The organism is Bradyrhizobium sp. Ash2021 (assembly GCF_031202265.1).
Lineage (GTDB): Bacteria > Pseudomonadota > Alphaproteobacteria > Rhizobiales > Xanthobacteraceae > Bradyrhizobium.
The window spans coordinates 3270978-3286724 of sequence record NZ_CP100604.1 but is presented as its reverse complement, the minus strand read 5'-3'; the positions used below and the strand labels follow the sequence as shown (position 1 = coordinate 3286724).

The window sequence follows — 15747 nt, the reverse complement described above, 5'->3', positions numbered from 1 at the left end:
CCGTCATTCCGGGATGGTCCGCAGGACCAGACCCGGAATCTCGAGATTCCGGGTTCGATGCTTCGCATCGCCCCGGAATGACGGCATCTGCTTGTCGCGCTCACGAGCCGCCCTTCGGCAGATAGTCGTTGGTATAAAACGCCTTCGGATTGTCCTTGGCCTTGGCATCGAGCCCGCCATATTCGACCATCAGATTGACCGTGTCGGTCATGTTCTGGTCGGTGACCTGGAACGGCCGCCTGGCCTTGGTTTCCGGCGTCCGATAGAGCGGGATCGTGAGCTCAAAGCCTTGCGTCAGCGTTTCGATCTTGCCGCCCTTGGGATTGGCGTCGAGGATCGACTGCGCCGCACCCTTGGGATCCTTCTCGGCCGCTTCGACCGCCTTCGTGGTCGCCGACATGAAACGCTTGACCAGATCGGCGTTGGCCTTGACGTAATCGGTGTTGGCGATGATCCCTGAGGAGACCATGTTGATGCCGTAGTCGGCGAATTTGATCGGATAGACGTCCTTGCCGGTGGCGTCCTTGATCTTCATCGACTGGTCCATGACATAGCCGAGCAAGAGATCGGCCTGGCCGTTGATGACAGCGTTGAGCTTGGTCTGGCCGTCGCCGGCAACGGTCTGGAAGTCGCTTTCCTTCAGGCCGGTCTTTTTCAGGAACAGCGGCCAGATCTGGGTCATCGAATCCGCAGGCGTGATCGCGACCGTCTTGCCCTTGATGTCCTCGGGCTTCCTGATGTTCTTGTCGACAAACCCCATCGCCGACATCGGGCTGGTCTGCAGCAGCACGCCGGTGGCAATCACGGGCGCGCCCTTGATCGCCGCGCGCATCATGGTGGGCACGTCGACATAGCCGAAGTCGGCGGTCTTGGCCGCAACCGCCTGCGTGGTCGCCGCCGAGCCACGGCCTTCCTGGATTTCGAGATCGATGCCCTCAGTGGCATAAATGCCCTTGGCCTTGCCGTAATAGAACGGCGCGTGCTCGCCATAGACGTACCAGTTCAGCATCAGCACGACCTTGTCCGCCGCCGATGCCGGCACCACCGCCAGCGCCGTCCAGATCAGTGCAGCGAAAACCGCCGCCAGCAAACGCATCATCATATTTCTCCCCTCTTCTTTGTTGTTCGTCATTGCGAGGAGCGTAGCGACGAAGCAATCCATTCTTTCTTGTGACGCTATGGATTGCTTCGCTGCGCTCGCAATGACGGCTTATTTCTCTTCTCGTTCACGCCGCAAGAATGATGTCCTCGCGCTGGCTGACATGCCAGGGAATGACGAAACTTTCGATCATGTCGACGATCCAGAACAGGATGACGCCGAGCAATGCCAGGATCACCAGTGCTGCGAACATCGTCGGCAGATCGAAAGTACCGATCGAACGCTGCAACACATAGCCGATGCCGGAATTGGAGCCGACGAACTCGCCGACGACAGCCCCGACCACCGCCAGCGTCACCGACACCTTCAGCCCGGAAAAGATCGCCGGCATCGCGTGCGGCAGATTGACCGCGCAAAACACCTGAAAGCGGCTGCCCTGCATAGCGCGTGCAAGATCGACCATGTCGGGGTCGACCGATTTGAACCCCTGCACCGCCGACACCACCACCGGAAAAAATCCGAGCAGGAACGCCGAGATCACCTTCGGGATGATGCCGAAGCCGAACCAGACCACGAACAAGGGTGCGATCGCGATCTTCGGCACCGATTGCGAGAACACCAGCAGCGGATAGACGTAACTCTCCACCGTCTTCGAGCCCGCGATCAGCATCGCCACGGGAATGCCGAACAACGCCGACAGCAGGAAGCCGCAGATCGTCGCATACGTCGTGGGCCACGCCTGCCGCAGCAGCTCCGGCCAGTCGCTCCACAGCACCGCCACGACATCGCCGGGCGCCGGGATCTGATAGGCGGGAATGTGGAACAGCCGGATGCTCAGGTCCCAGGCCACCACGATGAAAATCAGGAACAGAAACGGCCGCACCCACGCCGCGTTCAGCGCTTTCGCTACGCCTCCAGGGCCCTTTTGTTCGGCCACGCTCTACTCCCTCGGTTTTCGTTTTTCGCGGAGAAATTAACTCGTTGGATAAATACTGTCTAGTGGCTTGCGTGTGACATTTTGGGGCTCGTCGGGCCTCACCCTCCGCCGTCATGCCCGGGCTTGACGGAATTTTGAGACTCCAGGTTCCGTCATTGCGAGGAGCGTAGCGACGAAGCAATCCATTCCTCGGCTTGGACCGCTATGGATTGCTTCGCTTCGCTCGCAATGACGGGGTAGGATTTGGACGTAACGCGCAAAATTCAGCCCGACGGGCAAATCACCCAAAATCTGTCTAGTCCCCTCGTGAAAAATATTTCTGTTTTTCCGAAATGCAAATCAGGCTATTGATTTGGCCGTCTCACCCGGCAAGAGGGGCGTTGCGCACGTCACGAAACGCGCGGTGGGATGCGGTGGACGCGGAAGCTGCGACTGACGAGCGTGGCGGACGCGGACGGCGAAATCGTGTGGTCCTGGCGCCCGACGCTGGCGTCAAGTTCGTGAGAAGCAGGCTTCTCGCGGGCGATGGTGGCAAAAGAGCCCGGCTCACCAAGGAGAGCGCGCCATAAGCCGTAAAACCATTGCGCAGGGAAGGCCGGATGTTCTCCGCTGAACCTGTATGCTCGTGTGCGTTTTTGCTGTGTGCATTTAGCACGCGAGACCGCGGGTGCAGCGCGCACCCGGCTTTCCCTGCGCCCTCTGATTTCAGAGGGTGGGACATTCAAGGTAAAACTCGCGCGGAATGCGCGGCGAGATCGCGAAAGCATGTTTGCGAATAAAAATGAAGCTGAACTACTCTCTCACTGTCATCGCCCGCGAAGGCGGGCGATCGAGTATTCCAGGACGTTAGCGATAGAACCGAAAAGCCGCGGCGTACTGGATACCCGCCTGCGCGGGGTATGACGGCCGCCTGTGGCGGAGTGGCGTTCGCCGGGACGACATCGAATTCAAACCACCTGCTGTGCCGCAGACCGCAGCTTCGGCGCCGCGTCCTTGCCGAAATCCGCGGTGGATTTTCCGGTCAGCGCCGCCAGCACCAAGGCCACCATGTGCGCGAGGCGCTCGTCCCGCGCCTCCTTCTTCAGGAGGTCGCGGCCGAAGATCACGCTCAACGTGGCGCTGTTCGACAGATAGAAAAAGCACAGGCCTGCGATCGAAATATAGAGCTGGACCGGATCGACCGCAACGCGGAAATCGCCGCTTTCGACGCCGCGCCTCACCACCGTGCGGATCATCTCGACGAACGGCGAATGCATCGATTTGACCTTAGTCGAGCGCTTGAGATGGCGCGCCTTGGCCAGGTTTTCAGTGTTGAGCAGCGCCAGGAATTCCGGATTGCGGAGGAAGTAATTCCAGGTGAAGTCGATCAGCCGCTCGATCGCCTCGGGCGGATCGAGATGTTCGAGGTCGAGCCCGCGCTCCTCGGCGCGGATTTTTTCGTAGGCGCCTTCGAGCACCTCGAGATAGAGGTCCTCCTTGTTGCCGACGTGATAATACAGCATGCGCTTGTTGGCGCCGGCGCTGGCCGCGATCCGGTCGACCCGCGCACCAGCAATGCCGTGCGCGGCGAATTCCTGCTTCGCGGCCTCGAGGATGCGGATCCGCATGCCCTCGGGGTCACGTTGCCATTTCAGAACTCGCTTTGCCTTGGCCAAATCGTCTCGCCCGGGTGATGTCAGACTGGATGTAGCACGCATGGCGGCATTTGAGAATGAATCATGCTCCATCCACCGTCATTGCGAGGAGCGTCAGCGACGAAGCAATCCATTCTTCCTTTGTGGCCTCATGGATTGCTTCGCGGAGCCTGTCATCGGCCGGCGCTTCGCGCCGACCCGTTGGCTCGCAATGACGTTGATAGAGATCGCTCCGCTTCACGCCAAATCACTCCCGTCCCGCCGACGGCTGCACCAGCAGCGTCGGCACGCCGCAGGTGCCGCTGCGCACGGTCATGACCCGCGTCCCCGGCTTGCGGCCGGTGCGGACCTCCGAGACATCGACGCCGTCGGCGGCAAGCCGCGCCCGGGTCGCGTCGATATCGGCGACGCGCCAGCAGATGCCGCGAAGCCGGTCCTGCGCCGTGTCCGTTGGCTTGTCGCCAGGCTTGCGCGGCCGGTGCGTCACCTCGACGACGAGATCGCCGCAGCGGAAAAACATCAGCCGGCCCCAGTCCGGATGCGAACGGTCGAGCGCCATGTCGAGCCCGAGCCGCGCGCCATACAGTGCGGCGGCGCGTTCCGGATCGCCCGTCGAGACCACGACGTGGTCCATCGCGGTGATCGATGCGGGCGCGGTCCGCACCGAGAGCGGGCGCTCCTTCGAACGCTCGAGGAAGAACAGCCGGACGCCGCGCGTTGCATCGGTCGCGGCGCGGGTGCGCTTCCACGACAAGGTCGCGCCCGAAATCAAGTCGTGGCTCTCGACCTCGGAGACCGGTTCCGGCTTCAGCGTCAGCCGGTCGAGCCGGCGGTGCATTTTCGCGATGTCGCCGGTGCGGAAGCAAAGGCTCGCCAGCCCCTCGCCTTGCGCCGCCAGCACCGTGCGGATCCGGTCCGCAGGCGCCCCCTCGCCGCTCGGCGCCATCAGCTCCAGCGTCATGTTGTCCAGCGTGAACAGCACGCGCTCGGCGCCGTCGCCGCTGTTGCGCCAGGAAGGCTGCCGCGCGAACAGCGTCTGATACGCCGCTTCGCCGGCTGCGATGTCCCCGACCAGGACGACGACATGATCAAGCCCGGTAATCACGGAAACACACCCCTCTCCCTCTGTCTCGCTGCCCGGAACTCAAGGCCGCGGCCGACCGTTATCGGCGGCATGCTGGTGAAGCCCCCTGAACTCGGGTTTACCCGAGTTCAGTTATATCGATGTCCAAGTCGGCAACAGCCGACTTGGATCGACGGTCCTAGTCTCCTCATATCCCCATCTCAAGCTGCAAAGACGGCAGGCATGCGAATAATTTCAGCGAATGCATCCGATAACCGGTGCTAATGTATCGACGCCGGCCGGGTACCACCCCTCAGCCACGACGGAAAACGAATGCAGGCTCTCTTCATCGGACAGACTTATATCGACGTTACCTTCATCACCGACCACATGCCGACCGGCGACGAGAAACATGTGGCGTCCGCTTACGCGGTTTCCTTCGGCGGCAACGCCGTCACGGCCGCGTTCTGCTGCGCCAAGCTCGGTATCGTGCCGGACCTCGTCGCCACCGTCGCCAATGACTGGCTGGGGCGGATGTTCTGGGATATGAGCGCGAAATACGGGATCTCGATCCACCCGCGCAAGGTCAACTCCTCGTCGCTGTCCTTCATCATGCCGAAGGACGGCAAGCGTGCCATCGTGCGCTGCCGCGACGACGATCACATCCATCCCTTTCCGATGCTGAACCTGAAGGGTTGCCGAGCCCTGCATGTCGACGGCCACCAGCCCGACGCTGCGATCCACTATGCCAGGCTATGCCGTGAGGATGGAATTTTGACCTCGCTCGACGGCGGCGGGCTGCGCACCAACACACACGAGCTGCTGGAGTTCATCGATGTCGCCATCGTCGCCGAGCGGCTGTGCGAGCAGATGGACCTGACCCCGGAAAAGATGCTGGATTATCTCAAGAGCCGCGGCTGCCGCGTCGGCGGCGTGACCATGGGGGAAAAAGGCCTGCTCTGGTATGACGAGGCGGGGGCGGTTCGCACCTTGCCCGCGCTTCCGATCGCGCCCGATCGCGTGCTCGACACCAACGGCGCGGGTGACGTATTCCATGGCGCCTACATCTATTCCTATCTCGCCAGTCCCGGCAAAGGCTGGAAGGACCATTTCGAGTTTGCGCGCGCGGCCTCGACTTACAAGATTCAAAAGCTCGGCAATGAGGCCGGACTGCCGACGCTGGCCGATATCGAGACGGTCAAGCAGGAGTTTCAAATCGGAAGCAAGAAGGAGTTCTGGGATTAGGCGGGCAGTCATGGCGCGGGTTTTCGTCGCCGGCAGCATCAACATGGATGTGGTGGCGACGGCCGACCGGCATCCCCGGATCGGCGAGACCGTCGCCGGCAAGGCCGTGCTGTATTTTCCCGGCGGCAAGGGCGCCAACCAGGCGGTATCCGCGGCCAAACTGGGCGCGCCGACAACGCTGATCGGCCGGGTCGGCACCGATGCGTTCGGACGGGAGTTGAAGGCGTTCCTCGCCGCGCAGGATGTCGACATCTCCTTCGTCAAGGACACGGCCGAGGCGCACAGCGGAACGGCTGTCATTACCATCGCGAAAGCCGACAACACCATTGTGGTCGTGCCCGGCGCCAATGGGTTGGTGAGTGCCGAGGATATCGCCGCACCGGTGCTCGCCAAGGGCGACATCGCGGTGAGCCAGTTTGAAATCCCGCTAGCGACCGTTAGCGCGTTCTTCAAGCGGGCGCGGGCCGCGGGCGCGACCACGATTCTCAATCCGGCGCCGGCGGTCGAATTCGGCACTGAGTTACTCGATCTCGTCGATATTCTCATTCTCAATGAAACCGAGCTTGGCCTTCTCACCAAAACCGAGCTGCGCGACAGCGACGAGCCCGCGCGCTTCGTCGAGGCGGCGCGCCGGCTGCCGGCAAACCTTGGCAGAACGATCTGCGTGACGCTCGGCAAACGCGGCGTGCTGGCGCTGATCGAGGGCCAATCGCTGCTCGTTCCGGGCCATCAAGTCAAAGCCGTCGACACCACCGGCGCCGGCGATTGCTTCGTCGGCGCGCTGGCGGCGCAGCTTGCAAGCGGGAGGACGATCGACGAAGCGCTCGACTACGCCAACGTCGCCGCCTCGATCTGCGTGCGGCGGATGGGCGCCGCGCCGTCGATGCCGACGGCCGCGGAAGTTGCGGCAATCATCTCCGCCGGTCGTCCCGAAGCGCCGCTGTAGCTATACAGTGGTTTCCCACACCGCTCCGAAAAAAGGAAAACCATCCGCGCCATGACCTCCTTGCCGGCCGGCCCGTCACTTCAGCGCTTGCAATTCGTCGTATTGCGCCCGGCTCCAGCCGGCGCCGGCGGATGGATCGTTGTGCAGCGGGATCGCCGCCTTGCGGAAGGCTTCGCGGTCGGGCACGACCACGGTCATGCCGAGCCCCTTGAACTCGACGGCAAGCACCCGCTCGGAGGCCTCGATTGCGTCCGTCGCTCGCGATGCGGCTTCCTTCAGCACCTCCGCAAAAATCTTTCGCTCATCCGGCGTCAGCTTGCTCCAGACATGGTTGCCGACCACCGTCAGCATCGATTCCATGATGTGGCCGGTCAGAATGAGATGGCTTTGCACTTCATAGAATTTCTTGGCCATGATCGTCGGCATCGGATTTTCCTCGCCGTCGACTGTGCCCTGCTGCAGGGCGCGGTAGACTTCCGCGAATGCGATCGGCGTCGCACTGGCGCCGACAGATTTGGTGAACATCAAAAACAGCGGCGCCGGCGGCACCCGCAGCTTCATGCCCTGCATGTCCTCAGGCTTCATGATCGGCCTGTTGGCGGTGAGTTGACGCAGGCCGTAGTAGGTGAACGCGACGATCTTGTGCCTGGTCTTGTCCTCGTAACCGCTGGCCAGATCCTGGAACAGCTTGCTATCGCGATAGGCCTTCCAGTGCTCGAAATCGCGCAGCATGAACGGAGCGCCGCTGATACCGAGCGGCTTGTAGGTCGCAGCCGCAAAAGTCACGCCGGTGTAGATCAGATCGATGGTGCCGAGGCCGAGCCCTTCGTTGATCTGGTTCTCGTTGCCGAGCTGCGAGAGCGGAAACACCTCGATGTCGTATTTGCCCTTGGTGCGCTTCTTGATTTCGCCGGCCGCCCACAACGCTTCAGTGTGGAAGGGCTCGGTAATCTCGTAGACATGCGCCCATTTCAGCTTGATCTGGGCCGAAGCCGGGCCTGCGACTACGGCTGCAACGATCAATGCCGCCGATAGCGTGAGACAGCGTGTCCAGACCGGCATGATACCCTCCCAGATGGCCGCCTGAGACATCTTTGACGGGTCTTGAGTCGATAGCGTTGCCGAAATGACCAACGGATGCAAGTGGAAGCGGGCGCAACTTAAGTCAGCGCATGCTTCAGATCGAAGCCGGTATCGGCGGCCTGCTCCGGCGTGATCGAGCCGTTGGCGGCGAGCAGGCGCCGGCCGAACATGTGATCGCCGGCGCGGTTGACGGACTCGATGCCGACGAGTTGCCCGGATTTGTAACAGAAGGCCGAGAACGCGCCCTGCGCGCGATCGCCCCGCACCACCACGCGGTCGTAGCCGGTGGTCAGACCGGCGATCTGCAGCTTGTCGGGGCCCTGATCGCTCCAGAACCACGGCAGGCCGTCATAGGCCTTGGCATCACCGGTCAGCCGAGCCGCGACGCAGCGCGCGTGATCGGTGGCGTTCTGCACGGACTCAAGCCGCAGCGACGCGCCGAACCGTGGGCTCGCATACAACGCGCAATCGCCAATGGCCGAGATGTTCGGATCCGCGGTCAGCAGGTGCTCGTCGACGATAATCCCTGACGCGACAGGCAATCCGGCCTCCGCAGCAAGCTCGACATTGGGCAAAACGCCGACGCCGACCACGATGAGGTCGGCCGGGATGTGCCGGCCGTCGCTGAGGCTGACGCCGGTGACCTTACCGCCCTCGGCCTCGATGCTGGTGACCTGCACGCCGAGATGGATGCGAATGCCCGCCACCGTATGCCTTTGTTGGAAGAATTCCGAAATCTCCGCGGTCACCGCGCGCGCCATCACGCGGGTGCCGAGTTCGATGACATCGACTTCAAGGCCTTTTGCGCGCGCGGTCGCGGCGAATTCCAGCCCGATGAAGCCGGCGCCGATCACGACGACGCGCTGGCCCGAACTGATCCGCTGCCGCAACGCCTCGCTTTCGTCCAATATCCGTAGATAGCGCACGGCTTCCAGATTGGCATTGGGGATATCGAGCAGGCGATTGCGCGCGCCGGTGGCCAGCACCAGACGCCAGTAATCGAGCGACGCACCGGAGGCGAGCAACAGCTTCCGCCTGACACGATCGATCGACACCGCGCGATCGGAGATCAGATCGATGTTCTGGTCGTGATAAAATTTGTCCGGCCGGAACATCAGGCTGTCGGGACGGCCTTCGCCCTTGAGATAGGCCTTCGACAAAGGCGGCCGCTGATACGGCAGATGGCCCTCGTCGTTGATGAGCGCGATGCGCTCGCCAAAACCATGTTGGCGCAACGAGGCCGCGAGCTGAAAGCCGGCGTGGCCGGCGCCGACGATAAGGACGGGTCCTTGCGTCATCGCGACAACCCAATTGCAAGCGCACAGGAATGACCCATGTCGTCTCCTCTCTCTGCCGATTTTGGCTTGCTCGCCTCATCGTTCTAAGGAGCGGCGCTCGTGTCCGCGTCCCGAACGATGGCGGGCTTTATTTGGCCTCATGGTCCAGGGATGCGCAAGAGCGTCCTTGCCCAGGAGGAAGGTCAGGCCGCATTTTGCAGACTTGGCCGGGGATTGTCACCCCTTCCCTTCTGCTATTTAAATGCCCCGCTATCCAGAGGATCCGCGACCGCTCCGACCGGAGGCCTGCCAATGCCCGCACCCGCTCCTACCACCGCCCCTGCCGACGATCCGGCGCTGCTCAGGGTCGAAGGCCCGATTGCGACCATCACGCTCAACCGGCCCGCCGCCTTCAACTCGATCGATCTGTCTATCGCGAAAAAGCTCGAACAGCTGGGCCTCGAGGTCGAGGCCAATGGCGATGTCCGCGTGCTGGTCATCGAGGGCACAGGCCGGGCGTTCTCGGCCGGCGGCGATCTGCAAACCATCGGCGCCGCCGCGGCCGCGGACACCATCGCTCCGGTGGTCGGGGAATTGCTGAAACACTATCACGCGTTTATCGAGACCGTGCGCCGGATGCCGAAGATCGTGCTGTCCAGCGTTCACGGTTCCGCCGCCGGCGCGGGCATGGGGCTGGCCTTCGTCACCGACCTCTGCATCGCCGCCGACGACGCCCGCTTTACGCCGGCCTACGCCAAGATCGGCGTCTCCCCGGACGGCGGCAGCACGGTCGGCATGGTCGGCACCGTCGGCGTCCGCCGCGCGTTGCAGATATTTCTGGCGGAGGACAGTTTTTCCGCGCAGCAGGCGCTTGATTGGGGTCTTGTCGCCAAAATCGTTCCGGCGGTGGAACTGAAAGCGGCGACCCGGCAATTCGCCGAACGGCTCGCCCAGAATCCGCCGGCCGCCATCAGCGGCACCAAATCACTGGTGTACCAGGCCTGCGTTACCCCGACCAAACAGCAACTCGACGCCGAAGAAGCGAAGATCATCGACGCCATGAACACCGACGAGTTTCGTGCGGCGGTGAAGAAATTCACCAGCAAATCGAAGTGAAGCCGTTGGCGGCGCCGTCGCGTTCCTTTCTCTGCCTGCGTCACGGCGCCACCGACTGGAACCGGCAAGGGCTGTTTCAGGGACGCACCGACAATCCCCTGAATGACGACGGCATCGCGCAGGCGCAGGCCGCCGCCCGGCGCTTGCAGCCCGTCCGCCTCGACCACATCGTCACCAGCCCGCTGGTCCGCGCGGCGAAGACCGCCGAAATTATTGCCGCGGCTTGTTCGAAGCCGGTCAGCACAGACGACGGCATCACCGAATGCGATTTCGGTAGCCTGGAAGGAATATCGATTCGCGGCGCCATGGCCGAGCACGGCATCAGCGCGATGGAGGAGATGGTCTCGATCCTGCCGCCCGATGGCGAGGCATGGAGTTCGGTCTCAACCCGCGCGCTGTATTGCGTGCGCAAATGGCTCGACCATCTTCCCCAAGCCAACATCCTGTTCGTCTGTCATGACGCGGTGATGCAATCGCTGGCGTCGGCGCTGTGCGGTCGCTGGTTCGACAACCGCCACCGCACGCCGTTCCGCTTTGCGCGGACGGGCGATGGGTGGAATGTTGAGGAAGTAGGTTAGCCCCATCGTCGTCCCTGCGAAAGCAGGGACCCATAACCACAGGGTCTTGGTTGTTACGGAAGGCGTCGGCCTTGCCTCATCGAGAGCACAACGCGGTATGGGTCCCGGGTCGCGCTTCGCTTGCCCGGGACGACGATTACGGCGGACAGATATACCCCGTCCCCGCCGGCGACTTGAAGCAGCCGACCGATTCCGGGATCACCTGCTTCGGCAGCCACAGCACCACTTTTGGAAAATAGATCGTGAAACAGATCGTCACCAGAAACACCACATAGATCGGCAGCGCCGCGCGCAACGCTTTGGCGAAACTGACGCCGACGAACTTCGAGGCCATCAGCAGCACCAGCCCGTAAGGCGGCGTGATCAAACCGAAGGCCAGCGTCGCAATCAGCACCACGCCCATATGGACGCCGTTGATGTCCCCCGCCTGGGTCAGCGCATTCACCAGCGGCATGAAGATGATGATGGTCGGCACCGGCTCGATGAAATCGCCGACGACCGTGAACAGCAGCACCATCAGCAGCATGATCAAATGCGGATCGTGGCCGGCGATCCCGGTGATCGTGTCGGCGATGTAGATGGCGCCGCGCAGGTAAGCCAGCATCCAACCAAAGGCGTTGGCGGCGCCGATGGTGATCAACGGCAGCGAGAAGATCAGCCCGGCCAGGCAAAAGTCGTAAGGGATCTTCTTGATGTGCCCGCGGTTGAGCGCGGGAATCACGACCGCGATGATCCAGACCACCGCAACGACGCCGGCTTCCGTCGGCGTAAACCAGCCGGTGAGGATGCCGCCGAGCAGGATCACCGGGATCATCAGCGGCAGCGCGGCGTCGCCGGCGGCGAAGGCGACCTGACGCAGCGGCGCGCGCGGCTTGCGCATGCCGGAGGGGCCGAAGAAATAGCAATAGATCATCAGCCCGAAGCCGATCATCAAGCCCGGGACGACGCCGGCCATGAAAAGACCTGCGATCGAGACGTTGCCGACCGCGCCGTAGACCACCGCGGTGATGCTCGGCGGCACCAGCGCCGCGATGGTGGAAGCGGATGCGATGATCGCCGCGATGAAAGCCGGCGTATAGCCTTCCCGCTTCATCGGCCCGCCCAGCGCCCGGCTCATCACCGCGACGTCGGCGGTGGTCGAGCCCGACATTTCCGAGAAGAACATCGAGAACACCACGACGACCTGCGACAGCCCGCCCCTGACGTGCCCGACCAGCGACACCGACAGATTGGCTATTCGCACCACCACATTCGCCGAACTCATGAGTTCGCCGACCAGGAGGAAGAACGGGATCGCGAGCAGCGCCTCGGAGTCCACGCCGTCAAAGATCTTCTGGATGATCGCCGCCAGCGAGACATCGGACAATATCGCGCCGACGAACACGCCGGCCAGCAGCGAAAACGGCACGGGCACGCCCAGATAGCCGAAGAACAGGAAGCAGAACGACATCAACGCGAGGACGACGGGCGCGCTCACGGCTGCGTCCCGATCCGGGTGGTGTCGATCGCAGGAATCGCGAGGTCTTGTTCCGGCGGTTCGGGATGGTCAAAGCCATTTCTGATGCCGTTGACCATTTGCTCAATCGTGAACAGTCCGATCAGGATGCCGGACAGGGGAATGATCGCGTAGAGCGAGGCGATCGGGGTGCCCGATGGCAGCCGGAAGCTGCCAAATCCCCTGATATAGTTGAGATAGCCGTACCAGATCAGAACGAACGCGACGCCAAGCACCACCATGCGGATGATGATCTCGACGATCATGCGCGGCGTGCCGTGCATCGCCTCGGAGATCGCGGTCAGGTACAAATGATCGTTGCGGCGGGTGGCGACTGCCGCACCGATGAAGATCGCATAGATGAACAGGGTGGAAGTGACTTCCTGCAGCCACAGCCAGGGATGGCCGATGGTGCGTGTGACGATGTCGCACGTCACCGAAAGCGAAAAGCCGAAACACAGCACGCCGCAGAGGATCATCAGGACCAGTTCGAGCCGGTCGAACGACTGCCATTTCAGATGGCGATGCCGCTGCAGCACCAGTTTATCGGCGATGGCCATCAAAATTCCTGAGCGGTTGGTATTCCCTCGTCATGGCCGGGCTTGTCCCGGCCATCCACGTCTTGCCTCGGCATCAAGAAAGACGTGGATGCCCGGGACAAGCCCGGGCATGACGACTTAATTGCAATTCATTCCACGACCTCAGTTGATCGCGCGGATCAGGTTCTTGATCTTCTCCGCGTGCGGCCCAAGCTCCTTGGCGAGCTTGTCGAGATAGGGATCGGAGACCGCGGCAAAGCTTTTCTTGTCCTCATCCTCGACGATCTTGACGCCCAAACCCTTCAGCCTGGTGGCCGCAGCCTTCTCGAGCTCGAACGCCTTGGCCGGCTCCCTGGCGCTGACTTCCGCCGCTGCCGTCTTCACCCACGCCTTCTGTTCGGCGGAAAGACTCTGCCACAGCTTGTCGCTGACGAACAACAGCGCATTGTTGGCCTCATGCTCGGTCATCGACAGCACGGGTGCGACTTCATAATGCTTGTTGACGAGATAGACGTTGATGCTGTTCTCGGCGGCATCGACCACGCCGGTTTGCAGCGAGGTGTAGACGCTGCCGAACGGCATGTGCACGGTCTGCGCGCCATAGGCCGGGAAGATCGCGTCCTCCGTCGCCGTGGCCTGTACGCGGATCTTGATTCCCTTCATGTCGCCCGCGTTGTGGATTTCCTTCTTGCTGTAGATGCTGCGCACACCCTGCGAGCCGGTGGCAATGACGTGCAGGCCTTGCGTGGTTTCGTCGATCATCGCCGTGATCGCATCGATCACCTGCTGGTCGGCCAGCGCCTTGACAAGGTGATCGGCGTTGCGGAACAGGAAATGCAGCGACATCACGCCGGCCTGCGGCGAGATGGTCGCGGTATTCGCTGACGAGACGACGGCGAATTCGATGTCGCCGGATTTCACCAGTTGCAGCAGCTGCGGCTCCTGCCCGAGCTGCGCGCCGGGATACTGGTCGACCAGCATGGTGCCATTGCTCAGTTCCTTGAGCTTTGCGGAAAACATGTCGTAGGCGACGCTGTAGCCGGTGTTGAGCTGCTGATCGTGGGCGAAACGATAATGCTTCACCTCCTGCGCACCGGCAGCGCCCGCGAACACGAAAGCCGCCGCAGCGACTGCCGCGGCCATGAACGTCCTTCGATTATCCATCGCGCCGTTTCCCCCTGTTTTGGTTTTCCCGATCATCCCATCAAGGTCGCCGGATTGTCAATAAAGTAACGGGCAAGCGACCACTTGCGGCAATTCGCGGCGCGCTGGAGCGAAGATTGTCTATAATTCAGCCATCAGTTCCCTCTGCGTCATGGCCGGGCTTGTCCCGGCCCATCCACGTCTTTTCGGCACAGCTGAAGGAAGAACGTGGATGCCCGGGATCGCAGACAAGTCTACGCGGTCTGCGCAAGCTTGACCGCTATGCCCGGGCATGACGATTTCGTTTTCCTCGCTGCTCGCCTACTTGATCGCGCGGATCAGGTCTTTGACCTTCTCGGCGTGCGGCCCAAGCTCCTTGGCGAGCTTGTCGAGATAGGGATCGGCGACCGCGATGAAGCCGGACTTGTCGACGTCGGTGACGATCTTGACGCCGATCTTCCGCAGCTGGTCCTGCGACTGATGTTCGAGCTCGATCGCTTTCGCCGGTTCGGTCTTGTTGACCTCGTCGGCGGCGGCCTGCACCCAGCCCTGCTGCTCCGGCGTCAGGCTGTTCCAGAGCTTGTCGCTGATCCACACCAGGCTGTTGTTGGCCTCGTGCTCGGTCATCGAAAGCACGGGGGCGACTTCGTAATGCTTGTTGGCGAGATAGACGTTGACGCCGTTTTCCGCGACGTCGACCACGCCGGTCTGCAATGACGTATAGACGCTGCCGAACGGCATGTGCACGATCTGGGCGCCATAGGCCGGGAACATGGTGTCCTCGGTCGGCGTCGCCTGCACGCGCACCTTGAGGCCCTTCATGTCAGCGATGTTCTTGATCTCGCGCTTGGCGTACATGCTGCGTAAGCCGAGCGTCGACAGCGCGATGACGCGGGCGCCCTGCACGGTATCCGCGATCATCGCCTTGACCGCCTTCGACACTTCGGGGTCCGCGATCGCCTTGATCAGATGCGCCTCGGAGCGGAACAGGAAGTGCATCGACATCACGCCGGCCTGCGGCGACAGCGTCGCGGCATTGGCGGAGGAGGAAATGCAGAACTCGACGTCGCCCGCCTTCACGAGCTGCAACACCTGCGGCTCCTGCCCGAGCTGCGCGCCGGGATACTGGTCGATCAGCATAGTGCCCTTGCTCAGCGCTTTCAGTCTGTCGCTGAAGATATCGCCGACGATGCCGTAACCCGTCGTCTTCGGCTGATCATAGGCGAAGCGATAATGCTTCACCTGCTGCGCACCGGCACTTGCCGCCGTCATCATCACGGACACGGCCGCGATCGCACCGAGCATTGCTCTCAATCTGGTCATCGTCTCCCCCTGTGATATTTTTGTTTCATCATCCCATCGGGATTGTTTGAAAGTCAATCAAACCAAAGGCGGCAACGCATGTGCGAGATGGCGGCGTGCGATCACACCTACTACCGTCAGAGGAGCGAAGCGACGAAGCAATCCACTCTTTCTTCTCGTGGCGCCATGGATTGCTTCGCGGAGCCTGTCATCGGGCGCGCGTTCGTGCGACCCGTTGGCTCGCAATGACGGGGAAGCAGCGGTGATTACTGGATGCCCGCTGGAGCCTG

Annotated in this window: 14 protein-coding genes; 4 read left to right on the top strand and 10 right to left on the bottom strand. The window is 62.2% G+C overall.

Going from position 1 to position 15747, the window contains the following annotated elements:
• Window positions 1-100 precede the first annotated feature (100 nt).
• From NL528_RS15685 to NL528_RS15670, 4 genes are all read right to left on the bottom strand, one after another.
• A complete protein-coding gene (locus NL528_RS15685) occupies window positions 101-1099 on the bottom strand; it encodes an ABC transporter substrate-binding protein (protein WP_309183580.1) in 999 nt (332 codons plus the stop codon).
• 127 nt (window positions 1100-1226) lie between these two features.
• Window positions 1227-2036, bottom strand: a complete 810-nt coding sequence (locus NL528_RS15680) for an ABC transporter permease (protein WP_309183578.1) — start codon at window positions 2034-2036, stop codon at window positions 1227-1229.
• A gap of 947 nt (window positions 2037-2983) precedes the next feature.
• Window positions 2984-3691: a TetR/AcrR family transcriptional regulator gene (locus tag NL528_RS15675; protein WP_309183577.1), complete on the bottom strand. Its 708-nt coding sequence runs from the start codon at window positions 3689-3691 to the stop codon at window positions 2984-2986.
• Window positions 3692-3917: 226 nt separating this feature from the next.
• Window positions 3918-4775 carry a VOC family protein gene (locus NL528_RS15670; protein ID WP_309183576.1) on the bottom strand — a complete coding sequence of 286 codons (858 nt, stop codon included), beginning with the start codon at window positions 4773-4775 and terminating at the stop codon, window positions 3918-3920.
• 291 nt (window positions 4776-5066) lie between these two features.
• Here NL528_RS15670 and NL528_RS15665 point away from each other — a divergent pair, with 291 nt between their 5' ends.
• Together NL528_RS15665 and rbsK are read left to right on the top strand one after the other, a co-directional pair.
• Window positions 5067-5978, top strand: coding sequence for a sugar kinase (locus NL528_RS15665; protein ID WP_309183575.1), 912 nt, complete (start codon window positions 5067-5069; stop codon window positions 5976-5978).
• Between the two features lie 10 nt (window positions 5979-5988).
• Entirely contained in the window at window positions 5989-6924 is a 936-nt protein-coding gene (rbsK, locus tag NL528_RS15660) for a ribokinase (RefSeq protein ID WP_309183574.1), read from the top strand.
• Window positions 6925-6999: 75 nt separating this feature from the next.
• Here the strand turns inward: rbsK and NL528_RS15655 are convergent, their stop codons facing one another.
• Both NL528_RS15655 and NL528_RS15650 read right to left on the bottom strand, forming a co-directional pair.
• The gene (locus NL528_RS15655; RefSeq protein ID WP_309183573.1) at window positions 7000-7986 is read right to left on the bottom strand and encodes a sialic acid TRAP transporter substrate-binding protein SiaP; all 987 of its coding nucleotides are present in this window, start codon (window positions 7984-7986) and stop codon (window positions 7000-7002) included.
• A 98-nt stretch (window positions 7987-8084) separates the two neighbouring features.
• Window positions 8085-9305, bottom strand: a complete 1221-nt coding sequence (locus NL528_RS15650; RefSeq protein ID WP_309183572.1) for an FAD-dependent oxidoreductase — start codon at window positions 9303-9305, stop codon at window positions 8085-8087.
• A gap of 291 nt (window positions 9306-9596) precedes the next feature.
• Between NL528_RS15650 and NL528_RS15645 the strand changes: the two genes are divergently transcribed.
• Together NL528_RS15645 and NL528_RS15640 are read left to right on the top strand one after the other, a co-directional pair.
• Entirely contained in the window at window positions 9597-10400 is an 804-nt protein-coding gene (locus NL528_RS15645) for an enoyl-CoA hydratase/isomerase family protein (RefSeq protein WP_309183571.1), read from the top strand.
• Window positions 10397-10978: a histidine phosphatase family protein gene (locus NL528_RS15640; RefSeq protein ID WP_309183570.1), complete on the top strand. Its 582-nt coding sequence runs from the start codon at window positions 10397-10399 to the stop codon at window positions 10976-10978. The genes NL528_RS15645 and NL528_RS15640 overlap by 4 nt, the downstream gene beginning before the upstream one ends.
• Window positions 10979-11114: 136 nt before the next feature.
• Here NL528_RS15640 and NL528_RS15635 read toward each other — a convergent pair whose 3' ends face one another.
• The 4 genes from NL528_RS15635 to NL528_RS15620 all read right to left on the bottom strand — a co-directional run bounded on the left by NL528_RS15635 (window position 11115) and on the right by NL528_RS15620 (window position 15460).
• Complete coding sequence (locus NL528_RS15635) at window positions 11115-12455, bottom strand: TRAP transporter large permease (RefSeq protein WP_309183569.1); 1341 nt, start codon at window positions 12453-12455, stop codon at window positions 11115-11117.
• Window positions 12452-13033: a TRAP transporter small permease gene (locus NL528_RS15630; RefSeq protein ID WP_309183568.1), complete on the bottom strand. Its 582-nt coding sequence runs from the start codon at window positions 13031-13033 to the stop codon at window positions 12452-12454. The genes NL528_RS15635 and NL528_RS15630 overlap by 4 nt, the downstream gene beginning before the upstream one ends.
• A gap of 141 nt (window positions 13034-13174) precedes the next feature.
• Window positions 13175-14176, bottom strand: coding sequence for a TRAP transporter substrate-binding protein (locus NL528_RS15625; protein WP_375144016.1), 1002 nt, complete (start codon window positions 14174-14176; stop codon window positions 13175-13177).
• Between the two features lie 300 nt (window positions 14177-14476).
• A complete protein-coding gene (locus NL528_RS15620; protein WP_309184911.1) occupies window positions 14477-15460 on the bottom strand; it encodes a TRAP transporter substrate-binding protein in 984 nt (327 codons plus the stop codon).
• Window positions 15461-15747 lie beyond the last annotated feature (287 nt).

Excerpts from the sequence above, each read along its gene's own strand:
- NL528_RS15620 (WP_309184911.1), bottom strand. The coding sequence starts at position 15,460 with ATGCTCGGTGCGATCGCGGCCGTGTCCGTGATGATGACGGCGGCAAGT.
- NL528_RS15665 (WP_309183575.1), top strand. The coding sequence starts at position 5,067 with ATGCAGGCTCTCTTCATCGGACAGACTTATATCGACGTTACCTTCATC.
- rbsK (WP_309183574.1), top strand. The coding sequence starts at position 5,989 with ATGGCGCGGGTTTTCGTCGCCGGCAGCATCAACATGGATGTGGTGGCG.
- NL528_RS15650 (WP_309183572.1), bottom strand. The coding sequence starts at position 9,305 with ATGACGCAAGGACCCGTCCTTATCGTCGGCGCCGGCCACGCCGGCTTT.
- NL528_RS15655 (WP_309183573.1), bottom strand. The coding sequence starts at position 7,986 with ATGCCGGTCTGGACACGCTGTCTCACGCTATCGGCGGCATTGATCGTT.
- NL528_RS15685 (WP_309183580.1), bottom strand. The coding sequence starts at position 1,099 with ATGATGCGTTTGCTGGCGGCGGTTTTCGCTGCACTGATCTGGACGGCG.
- NL528_RS15625 (WP_375144016.1), bottom strand. The coding sequence starts at position 14,176 with ATGGATAATCGAAGGACGTTCATGGCCGCGGCAGTCGCTGCGGCGGCT.
- NL528_RS15630 (WP_309183568.1), bottom strand. The coding sequence starts at position 13,033 with ATGGCCATCGCCGATAAACTGGTGCTGCAGCGGCATCGCCATCTGAAA.
- NL528_RS15645 (WP_309183571.1), top strand. The coding sequence starts at position 9,597 with ATGCCCGCACCCGCTCCTACCACCGCCCCTGCCGACGATCCGGCGCTG.